The 24,532-nt window shown below is 71.2% G+C and carries 21 protein-coding genes; 15 read left to right on the plus strand and 6 right to left on the minus strand.

Going from position 1 to position 24,532, the window contains the following annotated elements; translation table 11 throughout:
- Positions 1 to 212: 212 nt before the first annotated feature.
- From queC to L6E12_RS35425, 5 genes are all read left to right on the plus strand, one after another.
- Entirely contained in the window at positions 213 to 914 is a 702-nt protein-coding gene (gene queC, locus L6E12_RS16540) for a 7-cyano-7-deazaguanine synthase QueC (protein WP_240013046.1), read from the plus strand.
- A complete protein-coding gene (gene queE, locus L6E12_RS16545; protein WP_236228816.1) occupies positions 911 to 1,546 on the plus strand; it encodes a 7-carboxy-7-deazaguanine synthase in 636 nt (211 codons plus the stop codon). The genes queC and queE overlap by 4 nt, the downstream gene beginning before the upstream one ends.
- Positions 1,546 to 1,902, plus strand: a complete 357-nt coding sequence (gene queD, locus L6E12_RS16550) for a 6-carboxytetrahydropterin synthase QueD (RefSeq protein WP_236228817.1) — start codon at positions 1,546 to 1,548, stop codon at positions 1,900 to 1,902. The genes queE and queD overlap by 1 nt, the downstream gene beginning before the upstream one ends.
- 1 nt (position 1,903) lies before the next feature.
- On the plus strand, positions 1,904 to 2,671 hold the full coding sequence (locus tag L6E12_RS16555) for a GTP cyclohydrolase I FolE2 (RefSeq protein WP_236228818.1): 768 nt from the start codon (positions 1,904 to 1,906) through the stop codon (positions 2,669 to 2,671).
- An 87-nt stretch (positions 2,672 to 2,758) separates the two neighbouring features.
- The gene (locus tag L6E12_RS35425; RefSeq protein ID WP_236228819.1) at positions 2,759 to 3,283 is read left to right on the plus strand and encodes a VUT family protein; all 525 of its coding nucleotides are present in this window, start codon (positions 2,759 to 2,761) and stop codon (positions 3,281 to 3,283) included.
- A gap of 340 nt (positions 3,284 to 3,623) precedes the next feature.
- Here the strand turns inward: L6E12_RS35425 and L6E12_RS16565 are convergent, their stop codons facing one another.
- The 5 genes from L6E12_RS16565 to L6E12_RS16585 all read right to left on the minus strand — a co-directional run bounded on the left by L6E12_RS16565 (position 3,624) and on the right by L6E12_RS16585 (position 13,813).
- Entirely contained in the window at positions 3,624 to 7,619 is a 3,996-nt protein-coding gene (locus tag L6E12_RS16565) for a bifunctional nitrate reductase/sulfite reductase flavoprotein subunit alpha (protein ID WP_236228820.1), read from the minus strand.
- Positions 7,620 to 7,707: 88 nt separating this feature from the next.
- Positions 7,708 to 11,334 carry a hypothetical protein gene (locus L6E12_RS16570; RefSeq protein ID WP_236228821.1) on the minus strand — a complete coding sequence of 1,209 codons (3,627 nt, stop codon included), beginning with the start codon at positions 11,332 to 11,334 and terminating at the stop codon, positions 7,708 to 7,710.
- Positions 11,334 to 12,173 (minus strand): hypothetical protein, encoded by an 840-nt coding sequence (locus L6E12_RS16575; protein WP_236228822.1) that lies wholly within the window; start codon positions 12,171 to 12,173, stop codon positions 11,334 to 11,336. The genes L6E12_RS16570 and L6E12_RS16575 overlap by 1 nt, the downstream gene beginning before the upstream one ends.
- An 18-nt stretch (positions 12,174 to 12,191) precedes the next feature.
- Positions 12,192 to 12,629 carry a YbaB/EbfC family nucleoid-associated protein gene (locus L6E12_RS16580; RefSeq protein ID WP_236228823.1) on the minus strand — a complete coding sequence of 146 codons (438 nt, stop codon included), beginning with the start codon at positions 12,627 to 12,629 and terminating at the stop codon, positions 12,192 to 12,194.
- Positions 12,626 to 13,813 carry a Bcr/CflA family efflux MFS transporter gene (locus L6E12_RS16585; RefSeq protein ID WP_236228824.1) on the minus strand — a complete coding sequence of 396 codons (1,188 nt, stop codon included), beginning with the start codon at positions 13,811 to 13,813 and terminating at the stop codon, positions 12,626 to 12,628. The genes L6E12_RS16580 and L6E12_RS16585 overlap by 4 nt, the downstream gene beginning before the upstream one ends.
- Positions 13,814 to 13,916: 103 nt before the next feature.
- On the opposite strand from L6E12_RS16585, the gene L6E12_RS16590 reads away from it, so the two are divergent.
- The 10 genes from L6E12_RS16590 to L6E12_RS16635 all read left to right on the plus strand — a co-directional run bounded on the left by L6E12_RS16590 (position 13,917) and on the right by L6E12_RS16635 (position 24,220).
- Positions 13,917 to 14,948 (plus strand): DNA cytosine methyltransferase, encoded by a 1,032-nt coding sequence (locus tag L6E12_RS16590; protein WP_236228825.1) that lies wholly within the window; start codon positions 13,917 to 13,919, stop codon positions 14,946 to 14,948.
- 37 nt (positions 14,949 to 14,985) lie between these two features.
- Entirely contained in the window at positions 14,986 to 15,528 is a 543-nt protein-coding gene (locus L6E12_RS16595; RefSeq protein WP_236228826.1) for a PadR family transcriptional regulator, read from the plus strand.
- The gene (locus L6E12_RS16600; RefSeq protein ID WP_236228827.1) at positions 15,525 to 17,522 is read left to right on the plus strand and encodes an NADPH-dependent 2,4-dienoyl-CoA reductase; all 1,998 of its coding nucleotides are present in this window, start codon (positions 15,525 to 15,527) and stop codon (positions 17,520 to 17,522) included. Before L6E12_RS16595 ends, L6E12_RS16600 begins: the two co-directional genes overlap by 4 nt.
- A gap of 350 nt (positions 17,523 to 17,872) precedes the next feature.
- On the plus strand, positions 17,873 to 19,126 hold the full coding sequence (urtA, locus tag L6E12_RS16605) for an urea ABC transporter substrate-binding protein (RefSeq protein ID WP_236228828.1): 1,254 nt from the start codon (positions 17,873 to 17,875) through the stop codon (positions 19,124 to 19,126).
- Between the two features lie 69 nt (positions 19,127 to 19,195).
- Positions 19,196 to 20,080 carry an urea ABC transporter permease subunit UrtB gene (gene urtB / locus L6E12_RS16610; RefSeq protein ID WP_236228829.1) on the plus strand — a complete coding sequence of 295 codons (885 nt, stop codon included), beginning with the start codon at positions 19,196 to 19,198 and terminating at the stop codon, positions 20,078 to 20,080.
- Complete coding sequence (urtC, locus tag L6E12_RS16615) at positions 20,077 to 21,168, plus strand: urea ABC transporter permease subunit UrtC (RefSeq protein WP_236228830.1); 1,092 nt, start codon at positions 20,077 to 20,079, stop codon at positions 21,166 to 21,168. Before urtB ends, urtC begins: the two co-directional genes overlap by 4 nt.
- The gene (gene urtD, locus L6E12_RS16620) at positions 21,165 to 21,926 is read left to right on the plus strand and encodes an urea ABC transporter ATP-binding protein UrtD (protein ID WP_236228831.1); all 762 of its coding nucleotides are present in this window, start codon (positions 21,165 to 21,167) and stop codon (positions 21,924 to 21,926) included. Before urtC ends, urtD begins: the two co-directional genes overlap by 4 nt.
- On the plus strand, positions 21,927 to 22,619 hold the full coding sequence (gene urtE, locus L6E12_RS16625; RefSeq protein WP_236228832.1) for an urea ABC transporter ATP-binding subunit UrtE: 693 nt from the start codon (positions 21,927 to 21,929) through the stop codon (positions 22,617 to 22,619).
- A gap of 3 nt (positions 22,620 to 22,622) precedes the next feature.
- Entirely contained in the window at positions 22,623 to 23,294 is a 672-nt protein-coding gene (locus L6E12_RS16630) for a GntR family transcriptional regulator (RefSeq protein ID WP_236228833.1), read from the plus strand.
- 476 nt (positions 23,295 to 23,770) lie between these two features.
- Positions 23,771 to 24,220, plus strand: coding sequence for a helix-turn-helix transcriptional regulator (locus L6E12_RS16635; protein ID WP_236228834.1), 450 nt, complete (start codon positions 23,771 to 23,773; stop codon positions 24,218 to 24,220).
- Here the strand turns inward: L6E12_RS16635 and L6E12_RS16640 are convergent.
- Positions 24,217 to 24,471: a hypothetical protein gene (locus L6E12_RS16640; protein ID WP_236228835.1), complete on the minus strand. Its 255-nt coding sequence runs from the start codon at positions 24,469 to 24,471 to the stop codon at positions 24,217 to 24,219. The two genes, L6E12_RS16635 and L6E12_RS16640, sit on opposite strands and share 4 nt — an antisense overlap.
- Positions 24,472 to 24,532 lie beyond the last annotated feature (61 nt).

The raw sequence follows: 24,532 nt of genomic DNA on the forward strand, positions 1-24,532 counted from the left end.
GACTGCCAACCGTGCCCGCCGGAAGTGAGCCCACACGGAGAGTTGAAGGCGGGGTGAACATCTTACGGTCCGTGCAGGTCACTATCACGGATAGTTTCTTCACGCCTCGCCGGCTCCCTTGGACCCTAACTCGCATCAGATGGGGTTTACTCTACAGCCTAGTTAGATCGATGATCTCACCTAGTTGTCCACCAGTTGAAGGGGTGACGCCGATGGGACGACCGGCGATCGTACTGCTCAGCGGCGGTCTTGACTCAACGACGGTACTGGCCGTGGCGAAGGACCAGGGCTTTGCCCCACACGCGCTCAGTTTTCGGTACGGGCAGCGCCACAGCATCGAACTGGAGGCGGCTGAACGTGTCGCCAAGGCGCTGGGCGCAGCCGGGCATGTGACCGCCGACATCGACCTCCGCGTCTTCGGCGGTTCGGCGCTCACGTCGGACATCTCGGTGCCCAAGCACGACAGCCTCGACGAGGTCGACGCGAGCAGCATCCCGGTGACCTACGTGCCGGCGCGCAACACCATCTTCCTGTCGTTCGCGCTAGCGTACGCCGAGGTGGTCGGGGCGACGGACATCTTCACCGGTGTGACCGCGGTCGACTACAGCGGCTACCCGGATTGCCGGCCGGAGTACATGGCGGCATACGAGCGGATGGCCAACCTCGCCACCAGGGCCGGTGTCGAGGGAGGAACCCCGCTCCGCCTCCACTCACCGCTCATCGAGATGTCCAAGGCCGACATCATCCGCCAAGGCCTTCGCCTCGGGGTCGACTACTCGATCACATCGAGTTGCTACGACCCCGACGACCAGGGGTTGGCGTGTGGTCGTTGCGACACCTGCCTGCTGCGGCTCAAGGGCTTCTCCGAGGCCGGTGTCACCGATCCCGTGACGTACCGAAACGCGAGCACATGACCTACCTGATCAAAGAGATCTTCTACACCCTGCAGGGTGAGGGCAGCCAAGCCGGCCGGCCGGCCGTCTTTTGCCGCTTTTCCCGGTGCAACCTCTGGACGGGTCTGGAGAAGGACCGGTATCGAGCCATCTGCAAGTTCTGCGACACGGACTTCGTCGGCACCGATGGCACCGGGGGTGGGCGATTTGCCACGCCCGATGAACTCGCTGACGCCGTCGAAGGAGCATGGCCGTCGGAGGCCAGGCTCAACCGCTTCGTGGTGTGCACTGGCGGGGAACCACTGCTGCAGTTGGACACAGCGGCTATCGCGGCTTTCCACCACCGCGGGTTTGAAGTTGCTGTGGAAACGAACGGCACCCGCGTGCCCCCCGAGGGAGTGGACTGGCTCTGCGTCAGCCCGAAGATCGGAGCTGACCTCGTGGTGACCTCCGGTGACGAGTTGAAGTTGGTCTACCCCCAAGCGGGCGGCGATCCGGCGCAGTTCGAGCACTTGGACTTCCACTCATTCCGGCTCCAGCCTCTCGATGACCAGGAGAGGGAGAGCCACACAGAGGCCGCGCTGGAATATTGCATGAAGAACCCGCGCTGGTCGCTGTCCTTGCAAACGCACAAGTACTTGGGGATCCGCTGATGGAGATCTTCCGAGAGTTCACCTTCGAGGCTGCTCATCGGCTTCCCGAGGTGCCGGAGGGACACAAGTGCGCCCGCCTGCACGGCCACTCCTACCGCGTGACGGTGCACGTGGAGGGGCTTGTCGACCGCCGCGCCGGCTGGGTGATGGACTTCGGCGACGTGAAGGCCGCGTTCAAGCCCCTTGAAGAGCAGCTCGACCACCGGTACCTCAACGAGGTCGAGGGTTTGGAGAACCCCACCAGCGAAAACCTGGCCGTGTGGATCTGGGACCGCTTGGTGCCGCGATTGCCTGAGGTATCCGCTGTAACGGTCCGAGAGACCTGCACTTCCGGTTGCACTTATCGAGGACGGTGACGTGCACGACATCCAGGCAGAAGTGGATCCTCGGGGCATCGAGGTCGACCAGGTCGGCATTGCCGGGCTGCGGTACCCGGTGGTGTTCGAGGATGGCGTCACCAACCAGCGGAGCATCGCCGAGATCTCGGTCACCGTCCAACTGCAGGCGGACCGCCGTGGCACGCACATGAGTCGGATGGTCGCCCTCGTCCACGAACGCTTACAGGAATTCGACCCCCGCGAGATGGCCCAAGTGCTAAAAGCTGGTGCGGCTGAACTGGACGCCCCTGGCATTTCGGTAGTCCTCAACATGCCGATCTCGGAGCTGACGTCCGCGCCCACGAGCGGGTTGGAATCCGTGTCGGTCCACGACGTAGAAGTGACCGGTACCTGGCAGGACGGCTCTTGCCGGGTGACCGTGGCAGTGACGTCCGAGGTCACGAGCTTGTGTCCCTGTTCAAAGAGCATCTCCGACTACGGTGCCCACAACCAGCGCAGCAAGGTCACCTTGGCGGTCACGGGCCACGGAGACCGCTTGTATCCCCTACCGGTGCTGGACGCGGTCAGAATCATCCGCGACAGCGGATCGGCTCCGGTGGTTCCGCTGGTCAAACGCATCGATGAGCGCACGCTCACGATGCAGGCCTACGACCACCCCGTGTTCGTCGAGGACATGGCGCGCGACATCTCGCTCACGTGCCGCGTCCGAGAGTTGACCCACGAGGTCAGGGTGCGCAACCTCGAGAGCATTCACAGCCACGACGCGGTGGCTCTGATCACCGGGTGACGGCATACCCTCAAGCGCTTCCGCACGACCGGTCCGCAAAGCCGTTCTCCGAAGTCAGCCAGTCGACCTGATCCGAAGTGAGGATCCGTGAAGAAGCTCACTCCGAGCGGGGTGATTCTGCTCGCCGCATACATCGCCACCATCCCGTTGGCGAACCTCGTCGTGACCCATCTCGGCGTTGTTCCGGTGGGGTTCGGCTTCCGCGCTCCTGCTGCCGTCTACTTCGCCGGGTTGGCTCTGGTCCTCCGGGACCTGGCACGTGAGGTTGCCGGCCGCAGCGCCGTCCTGGGTGTCATCGTGGTAGGTACCGCCTTGTCTTACCTCTTGGCCGACCCAGCGCTCGCCACCGCATCGACCGTTGCGTTCATCGTGGCGGAACTCTTGGACTTCGCGGTGTACGAACCGTTGCGGAAGCGCGGACTCATCGTCGCCGTGGTCGGCTCGAACATCGTCGGCCTGCTGGCAGACAGCCTGATCTTCCTCAAGATAGCCTTCGATTCCTTCGAATTCCTACCAGGGCAAATCATCGGCAAGGTGTGGATGACCGTCGCCGCTGTGGCCGTCCTCGCGTTGCTCGGCCGTAGGAAGAATTTGGTCCACAGCGACAAGTGACCAACCCGACGGGGTGACCCCACCGGCCGGGCAAGCGCGAGAGTGGTCGAAGCGGCGAAACCAACGTTGTGAGCGGTCTGCGACAGCCGGTGTCCAGGATTCGCCAGGCCTTGGCTCGGCGCTGGAGCGGCAGGCGGTCGGCGTCTTCGATGAGTTTGCGTTCCCGTCGAGGCCCAGCGCCGGATGGCCGGGAGGCGGGGAGTGGGGTGGCCTGGCCGGTCCCGCTGGCCGAACGAACGGTGCGGGCCCGGCCAAGGGTATCGGCGACACCGGTGAGGGCTTGGCCGTCACCGCGGCCAGTCCCGGCTACTTCACCCTTGGACGACAGTGGTTCCGGGGGTCAGTAGACGTCGCGGACGTAGCGTTTTTCGGTGGTGAGGCGTTTGACGTAGGCCGTGGTCTCCTCTGGGGTGAGGTGGCCCTGGTGGGCTATGACCTCGTGCAGGGCCTTGTCGACGTCCTTGGCCATTCTGGTGGCGTCGCCGCAGATGTAGAGGTGGGCGCCTTGTTCCAGCCAGGTCCAGAGGGTGGGGGCTTGTTCTCGCATTCGGTCTTGGACGTAGACCTTGTTCCTCTGGTCTCGGGAGAAGGCCGTGTCGAGGCGGGTGAGGGTGCCTGTGGTGTGGTGGTGGGTCAGTTCTTCGCGGTAGTAGAAGTCCGTGGACTGCCTCTGTTCACCGAAGAAGAGCCAGTTGGGGGCTTTGTCGCCCCTGGCCTGGCGGTGGTCGAGGAAGCCCTTGAAGGGGGCTATGCCGGTGCCGGGGCCGACCATGATGGCGGGGGTGGTGGGGTCGGCCGGGGGGCGGAAGTGGGGGGATCGCTGGATGAAGACGGGGACCCTGGTGTCGGGGGCGGCGTCGGCCAGGTAGGCGGAGCAGACGCCTGTCCTGGGGCGGCCGTGGGGGTTTCCGTAGCGGACCACCGACACCGTGAGGCTGACCCGGGTGGGGTCGGTGAGGGGGCTCGACGAGATCGAGTACTGGCGGGGTTGCAGGCGCTTGAAGGTGTCGGCCCAGTCCTGGGCGCTCGCTCGGAGGGGGTACTCGGCGGCGATGTCCACCGCCTGCCTTCCCCAGGCCCACTTGGACAGGGCGTCGCGGTCGTCCTGGCGGAGGAGGATCTTGAGGTCCTTGTCCTGGGTGTGGTCGGCCAGGAAGCGCAGGAGGTTGGGGGTGACCTTGGCGATTTCCAGGTGTTGGGTCAGGGCTTCCACCAGTGCGACCTCGCCGATGCCCTTGACGTCCACCGTGGAGTCGGGGTCCAGGCCGGTGACGGTGAGCCACTCCTGGACCAGGAGGGGGTCGTTGTCGGGCCAGATGCCCAGGGCGTCGCCCACGTCGTAGGTGAGGTCGGTGTCGGTGAGGTCGAAGGTGAACTGGCGGACTTCCTTCTGCGCGCCGGGGAGGCTCAGGAGGCGGTTGCCGATGAGGGTGACCGTGCGGACGTCGGGCTTGGCGCGGCCGGTGGGGGCGGGGGCGGTGCGCTCGGCGGTGGTGGCGGGCGACCCCGCCAGTGCGGCCAAGACCCGGTCGAGCCACTGGTGGGCTGGGGTTTCGTAGTCGGGTTCGCAGTCGGTCCTGGGGGCCAGGCGGTGGGCGCCCAGTTCGCCGAGGCGCTGGTCGAGCCGCTTGCCGTGGCCGCAGAAGTTGTCGTAGTTCGAGTCGCCCAGGGCCAGGACGGCGTAGCGGACGCCCGTCAGCGCTGTCGCGTCCACTGTGGATAACTCCGACCAGAAGTCGGTGCCGTTGTCGGGTGCGTCGCCGTCGCCGAAGGTGCTGCTGATGAGCAGGAGGTCCGACTCCCTCGGCAGGGAGCGGGGGGTGACGTCGGACATGCACAGGACGCGGGCCCGGTGCCCGGCCCCGGCCACCGCCTCGGCGACGGCCGCGGCGACCTCCTCGGCGTTGCCGGTCTGCGACGCCCACAGGACCAGGACCTCGCGGCCCGGCGTGGAGCGGGAGAACAGACCCGCCAGGAGGCCGTTGACCCAGTGCTGCTGCTCGGTCGACAGCGGGGACCCCGGGGGCAGCACCGGCACACCGGGGGCGCTCGTGGCCGCGTCGACCCCGGACAGGAAGCCCGCCAGGTAGGTCTTCTCCGCCTCGCCCAGCGGGGGCGGGGTGAGCGCGGGCAGGCCGAGGGCCTGGGCCAGGAGGGTGGCGGGGCCGCCCTCGGGGGCGGCGGCGACCAGGGTGGAGTCGGGGTCGGGCGCCGGGGTCACCGAGGCGACCTTGGTCAGGGCCACCGCGCACACCTTCAGCTCCGGCTGGAACGACAGCGGGTCCACCGCGTCGTTGGTCACCGCGTTGATGCTCAGGTACTCGCCGAACAGGTCGTTCCAGTGGAACGGGGCGAACAGGGCGCCCGGCCGCACCCGGTCGGTGACCACCGCGGGCAGCACGGCCCGGCCGCGGCGGGAGGCCACCTCCACCGAGTCGCCGTCCACGACCCCCAGCGCCGCCGCGTCCGCCGGGTTCAGCTCCACGAACGGGCCCGGGTTGAGCTTGGTGAGCTTGGCGACCTTGCCCGTCTTGGTCAGGGTGTGCCAGTGGTGCTGGACCCGGCCGGTGTTGAGGACGAACGGGTAGTCCTCGTCCGGCATCTCGCTGGCGGGCAGGTGCGGGCGGGCGAAGAACTGGGCCTTGCCGCTGGGGGTGGGGAAGACCAGGTCGCGGTAGCGGATGGGGTTGCGCGCGGGGCCCGCCGGGGCGCTGGGCCACTGCACCGGGGTCTCGCGGAGCCGGTCGTAGGTGACCCCGCGCAGGTCGTAGCCGGTCTTCGGGTTGTGGAAGCGCGTGATCTCGGCGAACACGTCCTCGGCGCTGTCGTAGTCGAACGCGTCGGCGAAGCCCATCTCGCGGGCGACCCTGGCGATGATCAGCCAGTCCGGCAGGGCCTCCCCCGGCGGGCTCACCGACTTCGGCACCAGGGTCAGGTTCCGCTCGGAGTTGATCATCACCCCCTCCCCCTCGACCCACATCGCCGCGGGCAGCACCACGTCGGCGTAGGCGTTGGTCTCGGTGGCGGCGAACACGTCCTGGGTGATGACCAGCTCGGCCCGCTCCAGGCCCTCCAGCACGGTCCTGCGGTTGGCCACCGACGCGACCGGGTTGGTGCAGATGATCCAGCAGGCCTTGATCTCCCCCGCTGCCATCCTGGCGAACATGTCGACGGTGCCGGTGCCCGCCTCGGTGCGCAGGGTCCCCTCCGGCAGGCCCCACACGTCCTCGGTGAACGCGCGGTCGGCGGCGGCGAGGACGCTGCGCTGCCCGGGGAGCCCGGGGCCCATGTAGCCCATCTCCCGGCCGCCCATGGCGTTGGGCTGGCCGGTGAGGGAGAACGGGCCGCTGCCGGGGCGGCAGATCGCCCCGGTGGCCAGGTGCAGGTTGACCAGGGCGTTGGTGTTCCAGGTGCCGTGGGTGCTCTGGTTGAGGCCCATGGTCCAGCAGCTCATCCACTCCCCGGCGGTGCCGATCAGCTCGGCGGCGCGGCGCAGGTCGGCCTCGGGGATGCCGGTGGTCTCGGCGACGGCGGCGGGGGTGTAGTCGGCGAGGAAGTCGGGGAGGGCCTCCCAGCCCTCGGTGTGCGCGGCGATGAACTCGGGGTCGGTGTGGCCGTTCTCCACGAGCAGGTGCAGCAGGCCGTTGAGCAGTGCCAGGTCGGTGCCGGGTTCGATCCGCAGGAACAGGTCGGCCTTGTCGGCGGTGGCGCTGCGGCGCGGGTCGACCACGATGAGCTTGGCGCCCGCCTTGACCCGGTCCATCATCCGCAGGAACAGGATGGGGTGGCAGTCGGCCATGTTGGCGCCGGTGACCAGGAAGACGTCGGCGCGGTCGAAGTCGTCGTAGGAGCCGGGGGGGCCGTCGGCGCCCAGGGACAGCTTGTAGCCGGTGCCCGCGCTGGCCATGCACAGCCGCGAGTTGGACTCGATCTGGTTGGTGCCGATGAACCCCTTGGCCAGCTTGTTGGCCAGGTACTGCGCCTCCAGGGTCATCTGCCCGGACACGTAGAACGACAGCGCGTCCGGGCCGTGCTCGTCGAGGAGGGCGCGCAGCCTGCGGGCGGTGTCGGTGATGGCCTGGTCGACGGGGGTGCGCACGGGTTCGGCGCCGCGCTCGGGGCGGACCAGGGCGGTGTCGAGGCGGTCGGCGGCGGCGAGCATGTCGGCGCTGGTGGCGCCCTTGGTGCAGAGCCTGCCCGCGTTGGTGGGGTGCTGCTTGTCGCCGACGGCCTTGAGCGCCGTGCGGGTGCCGTCGGGTCCGATCCCGATGTCGAGCACGATGCCGCAGCCCACACCGCAGTACGAGCACACCGTGCGCACCGACGTCCCGCCCACCGCGCCTTCCCCCTTCGGTCACGACCGCCTGTCACCGAAAGTTAAGGACTTCGCGTTACGCCCGGATGACTTTCACCCCGGGGGCGCGTTACATGGCGCTCGCGCTGCCGGGCTTCACACTGTGCGCGACTGAGTCGGAGTTCACAGGTCCGAACGCGGTGTACGCGTCGAGGGTGACCTGCTCCAGGAGGTCCCGGTGCGGCGGTTCACCTGGCAGGCCGGGCAGGCCGTGGCGGGCGCCGAGCAGGGCACCGGCGAGGGCGGCGGTGATCGGGTCGCCCGCGGCGGCGAGCGCGGCGGCCGGGTCGTGGCCGAGGCGCAGGACGACCAGCAGCGCGCCGTGCCAGCACAGCCCCTGCCACCCCACCTGCTCGGCGACCGGCGTCTCGCGGTGACCGCGGAGGACCAGGAGGTGGCCGTACAGGCCCTGTTCGGCGAGGACCCGGTGCAGGGCGGGCGCGGGCAGGCGCTTGGCGAACAACGCCCCGAAGACCTGGGTGACCCCGTCGGACCACCATTGCGGGTCAGCGGTGGCGGCCACGGCACCCGCGATGCCCCGCGCCTCGCCGAGCGGTTCGGCGTACGGGATGAGCGAGCCGAGCCAGCCGTCCGGGCGCAGCGGTCCGGCCGCGGCGGCGCGGAGGGTGTCCAGGCCGTGCAGCAGCCCCGCGATCAGCGTGCCGTCGCCCCCGGCGCTCGCCTCCCCGAGCGCGAAGCCCGCCACCGCGCCGAGTACCCGGTCCCAGGCGTGGGGGTGCGCGCCCGCGTCGACCCGCGGCACCTTGCCGAAGGTCGGGGCCTCCGGCACGGGCTCGCCGTCGGCGGACCAGGTGGTCCGGGTGCCCACGGGCGGGGCCTTGGTGCGGGTGCTGTGCGTCCAGGGCAGGACCGTGGCGAGCTGCCAGTACTCGACGCCGGTGACGTCGTGGCCCAGGGCCCTGGCGGCGACGGTGAAGGCGCGGAGCTGGGCGCGGATCGCCTCGGGCGCGTCGTCGGGGGCGTCGAGGTCGCGGCAGGCGCGGGTGATCTCGGCGATCTGCTCCGGCCGGTCGTGGAACGGCAGGTGCTCGACGAACTCCGCCCGGCCACCCCCGCCGGTGGCCTCGAACCACCGGCCGCCGTGGACCGGGTTGAGCTTGACCCCGTCCGCCCCGGTGGTGGCCAGCAGGTCGCGCATGGTCACCTCCCGCCACGCGCGGTCCGCGAGCGGGAAGTGCCGGGGCGAGGTGTAGGCGGCCTGCCAGGTGCGGGCGCCGCCGAGTTCCTCGAACAGGTACTCCGAGGTCACCAGCACCGGGAAGTCGGTGAACGCGCCGGGGTCCGACAGCCAGCCGCAGTCCAGGAGGGCGAGCACCGTGTCGCCGAGGGTGTCCGGGGGCGGGGCGCCGTGCCACGACGGGCCGGGGAGGTACCGCGGGTTGCGCTTGACGTCGTCGCCGCGCCGCCACCCGAGCACCGCGGCCTCCGGCGCCGGTCCGAACACCGCGCTGTCCCACTCCTGGTCGACCACCGTGCCGTCCGGCAGCGGGTCCGGCCAGGACCGGGGCACGCCCGGCGTCCACGGCTGCGCCAGGGCGAGCACCGCGTGGACCTCGGTGGCCAGGCACTCCAGCAGGTCGGCGGAAGCGACCGGGGGCAGGCCGGGGGCGCCGTGGCGGGCGCCGACCAGCGCGCCGACGACCGCCCCGACGACCGGGTCGGGTGCGGCGGCGAGGGCGGCGCCCTGGTCGTGGCCGAGCACGGCCGCGATCAGCAGCGCCTGCTCGCGCGGTGCCAGGTCGGGCAGGTGCGCGTGGACCGGCACGTGCCGCTGGTCGCGCAGGTCCAGCAGGTGCCCGAACCCGCCGGACTCGGCCAGCAGCAGGTGCGTAGCCGGGGCGTGCCGGTGCAGCGCGCGCTCCAGGACCGGGCTCAGGTCGGGTGCCCACCGGTCCCCGAGCAGGACCGCGCCCAGGTCGGAGGCGACGGCGGCGACCAGCGCGCGGGCCTCGGCCACCGGCTCGACCGGGGCGACCCAGCGGTCCAGCCACCCGGCCGGGCGGGTCGTCCCGTCGCCGGACGGGCTCAGTTCGGGGTTGTTCCCGGCCAGTTCGCGCAGCAGGGCGTCGGTGGCGTGCAGCAGCCCGGCGGTGAGCGTGCCGTCGCCGCCCGCGGCGACCTCGCCCGCGGCGAACCCCAGGTAGGCGCCCACCACCCGGTGCCAGGCGTGCGCCGCGTCCGGGTGCTGCCGGGGCGGGTGCTTGCCGAACGTCGGCGCCTCCCACACCCGCTCGCCGGTCGCGTCCCACCACGCCCGCGCGCCCGGGGGCGGTGAGCCGGGGCGGTCGGCGGCGACCCAGCCGAGCACGGTCCACACCCGGGTGAACTCGCCGTGGGTGACCGAGAACCCGTTGGCGCGCACGCCGTCGAGCCACTGTCCGACCTGTTCCCCGGCCAGGTCGGCGGCGTGGACCGGGTCGGTGGCGCCGAACGCGGTCAGCCGCTCCGCGAGGGCGTCGCGGTTGGCGTCGTCGACCTCGGGGGAGACGACCTCCACGCCGGGTGGGCCGTCGTGCGCGAGCCCGTGTTCCGGGGTGAAGGAGTACGTGTCGTCGACCAGGACCTCCCGGTCCGCGATCGTTTGCAGGTCGCGCAGGCGCAGCTCCCGCCAGGCGCGGGTGTCCGGTGGCAGTTGCCGCCACGCGCTGAACGCGCGGATCCACGGCTGCGCCGGGTCGCTCGCCTCGACGACCAGGACGGTGGTGTCCAGCAATGGTTCGGTGGTGGGGAACCAGCCGCAGCGGTGGTAGGCGATGGCCTTCTCCGCGGGCGTCTCCGGCCGCGGCAGCCCGATCCACTGTGGACCGGGCAGGTGGGCGGCGTTCCACTGGAAGCCCTGGTTCGTGACGTACCCGAGGACAGCGGCCTCGGGCAAGTCCGGGAACGCCGCCAAGTCCCACTCGGGGTCCGCGACCGGCTGCCACCACGGCGCCCCGGGAACGTCGGGGGTGGGCGCGAGCGCGGGGTCGAACGCGGTGTGCGCGGTGTCCGCCACGCACTCCAGCAGGTCGCGGGTCGGGGTCGGCGGCATCGCGGGTGCGCCGTGCCGGGCGCCGACCAGGGCACCGACGAGCGCACCGGTGAGCGGGTCGCCGGGTGCGGCGAGGGCGGCGGCCGGGTCGTGGTCGAGCTGGGCCGCGATCAGCAGCGCCCGCTCCCAGGTCGTCGACACCTCGGCGAGCTGCTGCTGCAACGGGGTTCCGCGCAGTTCGACGATCGTCGGGTGCAGGTCGCCGATGGCGGTGTGCAGGGCTTGGTCCTGGCGGGCCAGCACCCGGTCGACGACCTCGCTGATCCAGCCGACCCACAGGTCGTCGCGCAGGTCCCGCTCGACGCCCGCGGCCACACCCGCCAGCACCGCGGCGACCTCGGTGCCCGCGTTCGCCTTGGGCGCCAACGGGTCCAGCCAGCCCGGCGGGCGCACGACGGCGGCCTCGCGGACGGCGTCCGACCGGTCGGCGGCGGCGCGGACCAGTGCGTCGGTGGCGTGCAGCAGGGCGGCGGTGAGCGTGCCGTCGCCGCCCGCGGCGGCCTCACCGGCGGCGAACCCGGCGTACAGGCCGACCACGCGCTGCCTGCCGTGCGGCTGCCCCGTGTCCCTCCCGCGGGGCACCGCGGCCGTCTCGATCCGCTCCTCGTCCACCGGCGGCACGTGGTGGACCTCGGGTTCCGGCATCAGGACCGGGGCGGCACGTCGTACGGCTGGGCGGCGTCGTAGGCGCCCTTGGCGTAGCCGCCCACCTCGACGACCGTGCCGAAGCGCTCCAGGCCCTTGGCCAGCTCGTCCATCTTGGCGCCCAGCTCGGTGAGCCTGCCGCCCATCCGGCCCATGGCCGAGCCGAGCTTGCCCAGCCTGCCCGCGATCTTCGTGGCCATGGTGGCGCCGCGGACGCCCGCGTACCCGGCGTACGCGGCGATCGAGCCGCCGAAGGTCGGGGCGGCGGAGGCGGCGGCGATGAGGGCGCCCGCGACCAGTTCGCCGATGAGGTCGGAGATCCAGCCGAACACCAGCGAGCGCAGTTCGCACACCAGCATCCCCGACAGCGCGTAGATCGAGGCCGTGCCGTCCATCGTCTTGCCCAGGGCCTCGAACTCGGCGGCCAACCGGTCCATGCTGCCGTGGAACGCCTCGCCGGACTCGCCGCCCCAGTCCGCGGCGGAGCCGAGGTCCTCGCGGTGCTCCTGGGCGATCACCTTCATCTCCAGCGCCGCCTGCTTGAGCTGGTCGACGTTGGCGTTGATCTCGTCGGGGTCGCCCAGCAGGGCGTCGAGCGGCTCGCGCAGGAAGTCGACGTGTTCGAGCAGCCAGCCCACGCCCGCGGAGGCGACCGCCGACAGCGGGTTGGCCAGCGACGACACCACGTCGACCACGGCGCCCGCGCCGCCCAGGGCCACGTCGATGACGTCGGGCCCCTCCCCCTCGGCGTCGGCGGTCAGCGAGTCGACGAACCCCGCCACGCTGTCGACGGCGCCCGCCCCGGTGGACCAGGTGGTCGTGGACTGTTCTTCACTCACGATGTGCGGACCCCCCGGTCAGCGACGGCCGCGACGCAGGATGGAGTCGTCGCTGAAGTCCCCGTCGTCGTCCAGCGGGGACGGCGGCGGGGTGGTGGTGTCGTCGTCGCCCTCGGGCGGCGGCAGGTAGTCGGTGATCACCCGGAGGGTGTCGGACCCGCCCTCGCCGACGGCCTCGAACGCCTCGACGACCTTGGCCGCGGCGGCGCGCTGGGCCTGGCGGGCGACGGCCATGATCTCCGCGGCCAGCCGCTCCGGGGAGCGCCCGGCGCACGCCTGGCCGAGCCGGATGTCCTGCAACGCGCCGTTCGGCGACACCCGCACGGCGATCGCACCATCCGCCGAGGACGCCGCGCCGTCGGCCTGGGCCAGCCCCTCCTGCAACCGGACCGACCGCTCGCGCGCGTCGGCCACCCGCGTCTCGAAATCGCGCAGCCACTCGTCGGGCGTCTTCATCGCGGCCCGTTCCTCCCCCCGGAAGCCATACCGCGCGAGCGTACCGCGACCGCCATCAGGACGAACGCGACTCCGTAGAAACAGGTCATCGCCACCGCCATGGGCCGGGTCGAGCCGTACCCGATGAACCCGGTGAGCGGGGTGACCAGGGCGCCGACGAGGAACCCGAGCCCGCCCTGCACCGCGGCAGCCGCGCCCGCCGAGCGGCGCCCGGCTTCCTGGGCGAGGACGGTGGTGGCGGGCACGGTCAGCCCGGTCCCGCCGACCACGACGCACAGCAGCGCCCAGGTGGCGGGCAGCCCGTCGGCGACCAGCAGCCCCGCCGCGGCGAGGGTGGAGGCGGTGAGCCCCACCGCGCGCAGCCCGCTCGCGCCGACCCGGGTGATCAGGAGCCGGAAGGCGAGCCCGGTCACCGCCATCGCGGCGGCGTTGGAGGCGAAGACCAGCGAGTACCGGTCGGGGCCGATGCCGAAGGTCGTCTGCAGGACGAACGCGGAGCCGCCGATGTAGGTGAAGAACCCGGCGGCGGACACGGCGTAGACCAGCACGTGCCGCAGGAACGCCCAGTCCGCCACCAGGTCGGCCATCCGCCGCCCCACCTCGGCGAACCCGGGCGGCTGCCTGCGCTCGACCGGCAGCGTCTCGCGCACCCCCAGTGCCACCGCGGCGGTCATGGCGGCGCCCAGCCCGGCGAGGGCGAGGAACACCACCCGCCACCCGCCGAACCCCAGCAGCACCCCACCGGCCACCGGCGCCACGACCGGCCCCAGGAAGGTGATCGAGGCCAGCGTCCCGAACACCCGCGCCGCCGCGTCCCCCCGGTACGCGTCGGTCACCACCGCCCGCCCGACCACCACTCCCCCACCCGCCGCGACCCCCTGCACCAACCGCACGGCCACCAGCACGGGCCCACTGGGCGCGACGGCGCAGACCAGGGAGAGCGCGGTGAACACGGCGGCGCCGCCGAGCAGGACCCGCCGCCTGCCGGTGGCGTCGCTGACCGGCCCGAGCACCAACTGCCCCACGGCGACACCGACGATGAACGCGGTCAGGGTCAACTGGGCGACGGTGGCGCTGGTGCCCAGGTCGGCGCGCAGCCCGGGCAACCCGGCGATGTAGGCGTCGGTGGCGAACGGCCCGATGCCGGTGACGAGGACCAGCGCGGTGGTCGACGGGGTGCGCACGACCGGCCAGTCTGGGCGACCGGGGTGGGCGGGGTCCAACGGGAATCGTGTCGTCGGTGAGCGAGCCGGGGTGGTGGGGGTGGGGCCGGCTAGCCTGACGGGTGTGGGGTATTCGGTGATCGACCTGTTCGCGGGCTGCGGTGGGCTGAGCGAGGGGTTCCGCTCGGGCTTCGAGCCGGTGTTGGCGGTCGAGCACGACCTGGCGGCGGCGGCCACCTACGCGGCGAACTTCGGGGCCGGGCACGTGCACTGGGGGGACATCGCCGGGGTCGGGGAGGTCCCGGAGGCGGATGTGATCATCGGCGGGCCGCCGTGCCAGGGGTTCTCCAGCCTGGGGTCGCGGGACGTGGACGATCCGCGGAACGCGCTGTGGAAGGAGTACTTCCGGTTCGTGCACCGGGCGCGGCCCCGGGTGTTCGTGATCGAGAACGTCGACCGGTTCCTGGGGTCCGCCGAGTTCGGGTTGCTGGCCCGGGAGGCCGCGGCCAGCGGGTACACCCTGACCTGGGGGTTGTTGCTCGCCGCGGACTTCGGGGTGCCGCAGCGGCGGAAGCGGGCGTTCGTGGTCGGGTCGCGGGTGGGGGCGGTCGCGCTGCCGGAGCCCACGCACCCGAAGGGGCACTGGAACGGGGTCAAGACGGCCATCGCGGACCTGCCCGAGGTGCCCGTGTCGACCTCGCTGCCGGAGCGGGTGACCGAGGTGTTCGGCAGGCGGGTGCCCGGGTGCTTCCGCGCGGACGAGTTGCACCTGGGCCGCAACCCGACGGCGCTGTCGCTGGCGCGGTACCGGGCGGTCCCGCCCGGGGGTGGGCGGTTCGACCTGCCGGACGAGTTGCTGCCCCGGTGTTGGCGGGAGAAGAAGACCGGGACGACCGACGTCATGGGGCGGATGCGGTGGGACGAGCCCTCGTTGACCATCCGCACCGAGTTCTACAAGCCGGAGAAGGGGCGGTACCTGCACCCGGAGCACCACCGGCCGATCACGCACCGGGAGGCGGCGCGGTTGCAGACGTTCCCGGACGACTTCCGGTGGTGCGGGACGAAGATCGAGATCGCCCGGCAGATCGGGAACGCGGTGCCGCCGGTGCTGGCGCGGGCGGTCGCGGAGCGCGTCGCGGATCACCTAGGCAACTAGTTGCATTGCACTTCGTTGCATAAGTAGCCTCGGGCGCATGGCGTTGGAGCACGCGATCCTGGTGTCGCTCGGGGAGCGGGTCGGCTCCGGCTACGAGCTGACCCGGCGCTTCGACAAGTCGATCGGGTTCTTCTGGCGGGCCACCCACCAGCAGATCTACCGGGTGCTCAAGCGGATGGACGACGCCGGTTGGGTCACCGTCGAGCACGTGCCGCAGGACGGGAAGCCGGACAAGAAGGTCTACACCGTCAGCGACACCGGGCGGGCCGAGCTGGCCCGGTGGCTGGCCGAGCCCGGCGAACCCTCGGAGATGCGCGACGACCTCGCGGTGAAGATCCGCGGCGCCGCGCACGGCGACCTGGACGCGCTGCTGAAAGAGGTGGCGCGGCACCGGGACCGGCACGCCGAGCGGCTGGCGGTCTACCGGGGGATCGAGGCCCGCGACTTCCCCGACGCCGACGCGCTGCGCGGCCCGGCTCTGCACCAGTACCTGGTGCTGCGCGGGGGGATCAGCGCCGAGCACGGGTTCGTCTCGTGGTGCACGGAAGTGTTGCAAGCCCTGGAGAGAGGCGCGCGATGAGCGAGTACCCCACCCTGCTGTCCCCGCTCGACCTGGGCTTCACCACCCTGCGCAACCGGGTCGTGATGGGCTCCATGCACACCGGCCTGGAGGACCGGGCCAGGGACATCCCCAAGCTCGCCGCGTACTTCGCCGAGCGGGCGCGCGGCGGGGTCGGCCTGATGGTGACCGGCGGGTTCGCGCCGAACCGGGCCGGGTGGCTCTCGCCGTTCGCCTCGAAGCTGACCACCCCCGCGGAGGCGGTCCGGCACCGGGAGGTCACCGGGGCCGTGCACGAGGCGGGCGGCAAGATCGCGTTGCAGGTGCTGCACGCGGGCCGCTACGCCTACCACCCGTTCAGCGTCTCCGCGTCGGCGATCAAGGCGCCGATCAACCCGTTCACCCCGCGCGCGCTGTCCGACCGGGGCGTGCGGGCGCAGGTCGACGCGTTCGTGCGCTGCACCGTGCTCGCCCGCGAGGCCGGGTACGACGGGGTCGAGATCATGGGGTCGGAGGGGTACTTCATCAACCAGTTCCTCGCCCCGCGCACCAACAGGCGGACCGACCGGTGGGGCGGGTCGCCGGAGAACCGGCGGCGGCTGGCGGTGGAGGTCGTGCGGCGGGCGCGGGCGGCGGTGGGACCGGACTTCATCATCGTCTACCGGCTGTCGATGGCCGAGTTCGTGCCCGAGGGGCAGACCTGGGAGGAGATCGTCGCCCTGGGCCAGGAGGTCGAGGCGGCGGGGGCGACGATCATCAACACCGGTATCGGCTGGCACGAGGCCCGGGTGCCGACCATCGTGACCTCGGTGCCGCGCGCGGCGTTCACCTCGGTCACCGCCGCGTTCCGGCCGCACGTGTCGATCCCGGTGGTGACCTCGAACCGGATCAACATGCCGCAGGTCGCCGAGGAGGTGCTGGCCCGCGGGGACGCCGACCTGGTGTCGATGGCGCGGCCGTTCCTGGCCGACCCGGAGTGGGTGCGCAAGGCCGCCGAGGGCCGCGACGACGAGATCAACACCTGCATCGCCTGCAACCAGGCCTGCCTCGACCACGTCTTCGCCAACCGCAAGGCGAGCTGCATGGTCAACCCGCGGGCGGCCCGCGAGACCGTGCTGACGCTGTCGCCCACCCGCCGCGCCAAGCGGGTGGCGGTGGTGGGCGCCGGTCCGGCGGGGTTGTCGGCGGCGGTGGCGCTGGGCGGGCGCGGGCACGACGTCGACCTGTTCGAGGCGGCGGCGGAGGTGGGCGGGCAGTTCGACATCGCCCGGCGCATCCCGGGCAAGGAGGAGTTCGCCGAGACCATCCGCTACTACACCCGCCAGTTGGAGCTGACCGGGGTGAAGGTGCACCTGTCGACGCGGGTGGACGCGCAGCGGCTGGTCGGCGGCGGGTACGACGAGGTGGTGCTGGCGACCGGCGTGGCGCCGCGGGTGCCCGCGATCCCGGGCATCGACCACCCCTCGGTGCTGTCCTACGTGGACGTCGTGCGGCACGGCAGGCCGGTCGGGGCGCGGGTGGCGGTGATCGGTGCGGGCGGCATCGGCGTCGACGTCAGCGAGTTCCTGACGCACACCGACACCCCGTGGGCGGCGGAGTGGGGTGTCGGCGAGTCCGGCAGCCTGGTGGAAGCCACCCCCGCCGCGCCCGCCCGCCAGGTCTACCTGTTGCAGCGCAAGGAGGGCCGGATCGGGGTGACCCTGGGCAAGACCACCGGCTGGGTCCACCGGGCCGCGCTCAAGGCCAAGGGCGTCGAGCAGCTCAGCGGGGTCAACTACGAGCGCATCGACGACAACGGCCTGCACATCACCTTCGGCAAGGACCGCGGCGGGGCGCGCACCCTGGCCGTGGACACGGTGGTGGTGTGCGCGGGGCAGGAGCCGGTGCGCGACCTCGCCGAGGCCCTGCGCGCGGCGGGCACCACCACCCACCTCATCGGCGGCGCGGACCACGCGGGCGAGCTGGACGCCAAGCGCGCCATCGACCAGGGGACCCGGCTGGCCGCGGCCATCTGAGGACCTTCCGGTGCCCGGGGACCCTTGACAACGGGGGCGCCCCGGGCACCGGCGTGTCGTGTTACGGGAGACCAGCCGTCCCCGTTACACCGGGACACGTCCGCGTCATCAACCGAGGCCGGACCGGAAACACCACTTCCTTAGCTTTCCCGCTGGCACCGGTCGCACACAGACCGGTCGACAGTCCTGGATACAGCAGGTCACGCGGGAGGTGCGGGGTGTTCGACACCGTGCTCGTCGCCGATCGGGGCGCACGCGACCAGGACCGTCCGGCCACGCCGTCCCGCAGCCACCCGGAACCCCGGTCCGCGGATCGTCCCGAGACGCAAGAACTCCCCGAAAGGCTCCCCGTGCGCACACCCCCCAGACGCCTCGTCCGCTTCGCCGCCCTGCTGTCCATCGCGGCGCTGGGCGCCTCCGCCTGCGGCAGCCGCACCGGCGACACCGCATCCGGTGGCTCCGGCGCGTCCTGCGTGGACACCTCAGGTGACACGGTCAAGATCGGTTTCCTGAACTCGCTGTCGGGCACCATGGCCATCAGCGAGAAGACGGTCAACGACTCGCTGAACCTGGCCGCGGAGCAGATCAACGCCAAGGGCGGGGTCAACGGCAAGAAGCTCCAGATCGTGACCGAGGACGGGGCCTCGGAACCGACTGTCTTCGCCGAGAAGGCCAACAAGCTCATCAGCTCGGACTGCGTGGCCGCGGTGTTCGGCGGCTGGACGTCCTCGTCGCGCAAGGCGATGCTGCCGGTGTTCGAGGGCGCCAACGCCCTGTTGTTCTACCCGGTGCAGTACGAGGGCCTGGAGTCCTCGCCGAACATCTTCTACACCGGCGCCACCACCAACCAGCAGATCGTCCCGGCGCTGGACTACCTCAAGGAGAAGGGCGTCAAGTCCCTCTTCCTGGTCGGGTCGGACTACGTCTTCCCGCGCACCGCCAACAAGATCATCAACGCCTACGCCAAGGCCAACGGCATCGAGGTCAAGGGCGAGGAGTACGCCCCGCTCGGGCACACCGACTTCGCCACGATCGTCAACAAGGTCAAGGGCGCGGGCGCCGGGGCGGTGTTCAACACCCTCAACGGCGACTCCAACGTGGCGTTCTTCAAGGAGTACAAGAACGCGGGCCTGACCGCCGACGCCATGCCCGTGGTGTCGGTGTCGATCGCGGAGGAGGAGGTCGGCGGCGTCGGTGTCGACAACCTCGTCGGCCAGCTCACCGCGTGGAACTACTACCAGACCGTCGACTCGCCGGTGAACAAGTCGTTCGTCGAGGCGTTCAAGGCCAAGTACGGCACCAACCGGGTCACCTCCGACCCGATGGAGGCTTCCTACACCTCGCTGTTCCTGTGGGCGGCGATGGTCGACAAGGCCAAGTCCTTCGCCCCCGACGACGTCAAGAAGGCCGCGGGCGGGACCGCCTACGACGCCCCCGAGGGCAAGGTGACCGTCAACGGCGAGAACCACCACATCGCCAAGACGGCGCTGATCGGCAAGGTGGGCGCCGACGGCCTGATCCACACCGAGTGGAGTTCGCCGCAGCCGATCGAGCCGGACCCCTTCCTCAAGGGCTACCCCTGGGCCGCGGGCCTGTCGAGCTGATCCCGCCGCCGGGTCGCGCTCCCGGGCGCGACCCGGCGCAACCCCTGCACCAGAAGGGAAACACCGGCAATGGAAGCCCTGTTCGGACAGCTCTTCGCGGGTCTGTCGCTCGGGTCGGTGCTGCTGCTCGCGGCACTCGGGCTCGCGCTCACCTTCGGCCAGATGGGCGTGATCAACATGGCCCACGGCGAGTTCATGATGGCGGGCGCCTACACCGCGTTCGTCGTGCAGGGCGTCATCGCCGACGCCGGGATCGCGCTCGTGGTGTCGATCCCCCTCGGGTTCCTCATCGGCGGCCTGCTCGGGCTGCTGCTGGAACTGACCCTCATCCACCGCATGTACAACCGGCCGCTGGACACGCTCCTGGTCACCTGGGGCGTGGCGCTGATCCTGCAACAGGTCGCCCGCGACGTGTTCGGCGCCCCGAACGTCGACGTCCGCTCGCCGTCGTGGCTCTCCGGCAGCGTCGACCTGGGCGTGGCGGAGGTGCCCGCGTCGCGGCTGTTCATCCTGGTGCTGTCGGTGGTGGCGGTCGGCGGGCTGGCGCTGGTGCTCACCAAGACCCCGCTGGGCAGGCGCATCCGCGGTGTCGTGCAGAACCGCGACCTGGCCGAGACCGCGGGCATCTCCACCCGCGGCACCGACCGGCTCACCTTCTTCATCGGCTCCGGGCTCGCCGGGATCGCCGGGGTGGCGCTGACCCTGCTCGGTTCCACCGGCCCGACCCTGGGCACCAACTACATCGTCGACGCGTTCCTGGTGGTCGTCGCGGGCGGCATCGGGCAGATCAAGGGCACCGTGATCGCCGCGTTCGGCCTGGGCATCCTGCAGGCGACGTTCGAGTACTCCACCACGGCGAGCATCGCGAAGGTGGCCGTCTTCGCGGTCATCGTCGTGTTCTTGCAGATCCGGCCGCAGGGCATCTTCAGCATCCGGACGAGGAGCCTGGCATGACAACGATCGAGGACAAGACCGAGACCGCTCCCCCGCCCGCCAGGGCGAAGCGCAAGAGCGAGCTGCCCACGGCCATCGGGTTCATCGCCCTGGGCCTGGCGCTGCTGGTGCTGGCCCCGGCGGTGCTGTCGGACTTCCGGCTGGCGCTGCTGGGCCGGTTCGTCTGCTACGCGATCGTGGCCGTGGGCATCGGCCTGGCCTGGGGCCGCGGCGGGATGCTGACGCTGGGGCAGGGCGTGTTCTTCGGCCTCGGCGCGTACGTGATGGCCATGCACCTCAAGCTCGCCGACGCGGGGGCGGGTGGGGTGCCGGACTTCATGAAGCTCTACGGCAGCGGCGAGGTCCCCGGCTGGTGGGAACCGTTCCGCTCGCCGGTCTTCACCGTCGTCGCCATCGTGGCCATCCCGGCGCTGGTCGCGTTCGGCCTGGGTGCGGCGATCTTCCGACGCCGGGTGCGCGGGGCGTACTTCGCGATCCTGTCCCAGGCGCTGGCGGCGGCGTTCGCGATCCTGCTCGTCGGGCAGCAGGCCACGATCGGCGGCACCAACGGGCTCAACGGCTTCAAGTCGTTCTTCGGGTTCAACCTCTACGACCCGGTGAACAAGCGGATGCTGTTCTACATCGCCTCGGCCACCCTGCTGCTGATGGTGCTGGTGGTCTGGCAGCTCTACCGCTCCCGCTACGGCGAACTGCTGATCGCGGTGCGCGACCAGGAGGAGCGGGTGCGCTTCCTCGGCTACGACCCGGCCAACATCAAGATCGTGGCGTACGTGGTGGCCGCGGCCATGGCGGGGATCGCGGGGGCGCTGTTCGTGCCGATCGTCGGGATCATCTCCCCGGCCAGCGTGGGCGTGGTGCCGTCCATCGCGTTCCTGATCGGGGTGGCCATCGGCGGGCGGTCGACGCTGTTCGGGCCGGTCGTCGGGGCCATCGCGGTGGCGTGGGCGCAGACGTCGCTGTCGGAGAGCTTCCCGTCGTTCTGGACCTACTTCCAGGGGGCCATGTTCGTGCTCGTGGTGGCGTTCCTCCCGCGCGGGTTCGCGGGTGTGGGCGCGCTCCTCAACCGGCGCAAGGAGAAGACGGCGTGAACGGCGACTACCTGGAGCTGACCGACGTCCGGGTCACCTTCGACGGGTTCGTGGCCGTCGACAGCGTGTCCATGACGGTGTTGCAGGGCGACCTGCGGTTCCTCATCGGACCCAACGGCGCGGGCAAGACGACCCTGGTGGACGCCATCACCGGCTTGGTCGCGGCGTCCGGGTCGGCCACCTTCGGCGCGACCCAGTTGCTGAACCAGAAGGTGCACAAGATCGCCCGGCTGGGTGTCGGCCGCACCTTCCAGACGGCCAGCGTGTTCGAGGAGCTGACCGTGTTGCAGAACCTCGACATCGCCGCGGGCGCCGGTCGCGGGCCGCTGACGCTGCTGCGCAGGCGGTCGGCGGTGCCGGAGGAGGTCGAGGAGGCGCTGGAGATCATCGGGCTGGGCGACCTGCGGGACAAGCAGGCCGGGGTGCTCGCGCACGGGCAGAAGCAGTGGCTGGAGATCGGGATGCTGCTGGTGCAGAACGCGCGGGTGCTGCTGCTGGACGAACCGGTCGCGGGCATGAGCGCCCACGAGCGCGACGAGACCGGGCAGTTGCTGCGGCGGATCGGCGCGGAGCGCACGGTGGTGGTGGTCGAGCACGACATGGACTTCATGCGCTCGTTCGCCACCTCGGTCACCGTGCTGCACGCCGGGCGGGTGCTCAGCGAGGGCACGGTCGCCGAGGTGCAGGCCGACCCGCGGGTGCAAGAGGTCTACCTGGGCCGCGCGCACGCGGCCCCCGCAGAGGAGGTGCAGTCGTAGATGCTGGAGATGATCGACGTCCACGTCGGCTACGGCCGCACGACCGTCGTCCACGGCGCCACCGTGGCGGTCCCGGCCGAGGCGGTGGTCGCCGTCACCGGCCACAACGGCGCGGGCAAGACCACCCTGCTGCGCGCCGCCGCGGGCCTGCTGCGCCCCACCTCCGGGAAGATCCTGCTGGACGGTGTGGACGTCACGCGGATGCGGCCGAACGAGCGGGTCAAGCGCGGCCTGGCGTACGTGCCGCAGGGCCAGCAGTGCTTCCCGCAGCTCACCGCGGAGGACAACCTGCGCCTGGTCGCCGACACCCGCCGCGACGGCAAGCGCCTGATCCGCGAGGCCCTGGACATGTTCCCCGCCCTGGTCCCGATGCTGGGCAGGCGCGCGGGCCTGCTGTCGGGCGGTCAACGCCAGCAGCTCGCCATCGCCAGGGCGCTGATCACCCAACCCCGCCTGCTCATCCTCGACGAACCCACCGAGGGCATCCAGCCGTCGGTCGTCGCCGAGATCGAGGAGACCATCCGCACCCTGGCGACCGGTGGCGGCCTGTCGGTGCTGCTGGTGGAACAGCACATCGGCTTCGCCCTCTCCGCCGCCGACCGCTACTACGTCCTGGAGGCAGGCCGGGTCACCGCAACCGGCGACGGCGGTCCCGGGGCCGTCGAGCACGTCCGCACCGCCATGGCGATCTAGGCCGTGACCGATTCCCTGCGCGACCAGGTGTACCTGCGACTGCGGGAGGAGGTGCTGAGCACCCGCTGGTCGGTCGCGGACCGGTTCACCGAACCCAAACTGGCCCGCGCCCTCGGGGTCTCCCGGACCCCCGTCCGCGAGGCCCTGACCCGCCTCATGGCCGACGGCCTGGTGCGGCGCCAGGACTACGGCTACTCGATCGTCGTCCCGGACATGCCCGGCATCCGGGACCTGTACGAGGTCCGCATCGCGGTGGAACTGCGCGGCATCACCCGGTCCCTGGAGAACCCCACCGTCCGCCACGACCGGGCGGCGCTGGAGGCCGAACTGGAGCACTGGTACGCCCTCCGCGCCGCCCCACCGCCCCCGACCCCCGACTTCGTCCTGGAGGACGAGCGCTACCACGCCACCCTGCTCGCGGCGTCGGGCAACGCGGCGCTGGTGGAGGCGCTGGTCGGGGTGAACCGGCGCATCCGCCACGTGCGGATGTACGACTTCACCGTCGAGGGCCGCATCGAGAGGTCCATCGCCGAGCACATCGAGATCATGGAACGCGTCCACGCGGCGGACCTGCGGAAGGCGCTGGCGCTGCTGCACGAGCACATGGGCGCCACGCTGGAGGTACTGGTCGAACGCGCGAGCCGCGCACTGGCCGCCCGGCACACGACCACCTGACCGCTCACCGACGATTTCCCACCGCTTTTCGCAACCGACAGGACACCGCCGACCGAATTCGGTTATCGATGGGCAACGGCCGGGAAGGAAACCACGCCGTTGTTTCACCGAATCACCATTCGAGTCAAAGGAGTCCTGTGACTGACGTCCGCACGCACTGCCTGACCACCCTGGCCAGGGTGGCCCGCGCAGGCTGGCCGACCACGCTGAGAATGGCCCTGTTGATGGTCACTTTTGCTGTGGTTCTGGCCGCCGCGTCCGTGGCACTGCCCACTCTCTGACAATTCCCCAGAAGCCCGCCGCACATCCGTGCGGCGGGCTTCCCTGTGCCCGCCGACGGTTTCAACCATGAAACAACCGTTCACCGATCACAGAAGATCCGCCGTTGTGGCAATAGTATAGCAATAGTCGGCAACAGTTGGCTTTCGGAGTTTTGCCACCCTTCCCTCCGGCGGCGGTGGTAGATCATCCGTGGCATGACCGGCCGACCGGATGTGGCGAAACTCCAGGCGTTCGGCCGCAGCCTGGAAGAATGGAGGCTGGCCAGGACGCTGTCGCACGCCGAGGCCGCCAAGGTGGCGGACGTCTCCAAGACCACCTGGCAGAACATCGAGCGCGGCGGACTCCGCTACAACGGCACCCAGTCCTTCCCGCTGGCGAAGAACATCGTCAAAACGGGCCGGGCGATCGGCCTCCCCCAGGCGGACATCCTGGCGCTGGCGGGCTACGCCCCCCGCCCCCTCCCCGCGGTGACGGAGACGCCGTCCGCGCTGCGCCAGCAGGCACTCGACCTGGTCACCCACATGCCGGAGGAGAAGCTCCCCCTGACGGTGGGCGCGCTCCGGGGTCTGGCGGAGGCGAAGCCCGTGCTCAGCCCGCTCGACACCGAGGTCCAACGGGCCCAACCGGAACACGAGGACGACTAGCCGGGCCTGCCCCGGTCCCTGCGCGCGTCGAACAGCGCGTCGTCGAGCATCCCCCGCTCCAGGGTGGCGTCCATCTCCCCCAGCGGGTAGACCCGCCCCCGCCTGGTGACAGCCCGGCCGTCCTCGCGGACCTCGTAGGTGCGGAACACGATCACCGCGTGGGTCAGCACCCGGCCTGCGGGCAGCTCACCCTCCTGCGCCAGGAACGCCCGCAGTACAGCACCCACCGCACCGTGCTCGACCTCCGACACCGCACGCCCCTCTCCAGTAGGTTCCGACAAGTCCACCACGGGGGACTGTCAGAAACCGCTG

It is taken from the genome of Actinokineospora sp. PR83 (assembly GCF_021056305.1).
Lineage (GTDB): Bacteria > Actinomycetota > Actinomycetes > Mycobacteriales > Pseudonocardiaceae > Actinokineospora > Actinokineospora spheciospongiae.

Excerpts from the sequence above, each read along its gene's own strand:
- queC (WP_240013046.1), top strand. The coding sequence starts at position 213 with ATGGGACGACCGGCGATCGTACTGCTCAGCGGCGGTCTTGACTCAACG.
- queE (WP_236228816.1), top strand. The coding sequence starts at position 911 with ATGACCTACCTGATCAAAGAGATCTTCTACACCCTGCAGGGTGAGGGC.
- queD (WP_236228817.1), top strand. The coding sequence starts at position 1,546 with ATGGAGATCTTCCGAGAGTTCACCTTCGAGGCTGCTCATCGGCTTCCC.
- L6E12_RS16570 (WP_236228821.1), bottom strand. The coding sequence starts at position 11,334 with ATGCCGGAACCCGAGGTCCACCACGTGCCGCCGGTGGACGAGGAGCGG.
- L6E12_RS16580 (WP_236228823.1), bottom strand. The coding sequence starts at position 12,629 with ATGAAGACGCCCGACGAGTGGCTGCGCGATTTCGAGACGCGGGTGGCC.
- L6E12_RS16595 (WP_236228826.1), top strand. The coding sequence starts at position 14,986 with ATGGCGTTGGAGCACGCGATCCTGGTGTCGCTCGGGGAGCGGGTCGGC.
- L6E12_RS16600 (WP_236228827.1), top strand. The coding sequence starts at position 15,525 with ATGAGCGAGTACCCCACCCTGCTGTCCCCGCTCGACCTGGGCTTCACC.
- urtB (WP_236228829.1), top strand. The coding sequence starts at position 19,196 with ATGGAAGCCCTGTTCGGACAGCTCTTCGCGGGTCTGTCGCTCGGGTCG.
- urtC (WP_236228830.1), top strand. The coding sequence starts at position 20,077 with ATGACAACGATCGAGGACAAGACCGAGACCGCTCCCCCGCCCGCCAGG.
- urtE (WP_236228832.1), top strand. The coding sequence starts at position 21,927 with ATGCTGGAGATGATCGACGTCCACGTCGGCTACGGCCGCACGACCGTC.
- L6E12_RS16635 (WP_236228834.1), top strand. The coding sequence starts at position 23,771 with ATGACCGGCCGACCGGATGTGGCGAAACTCCAGGCGTTCGGCCGCAGC.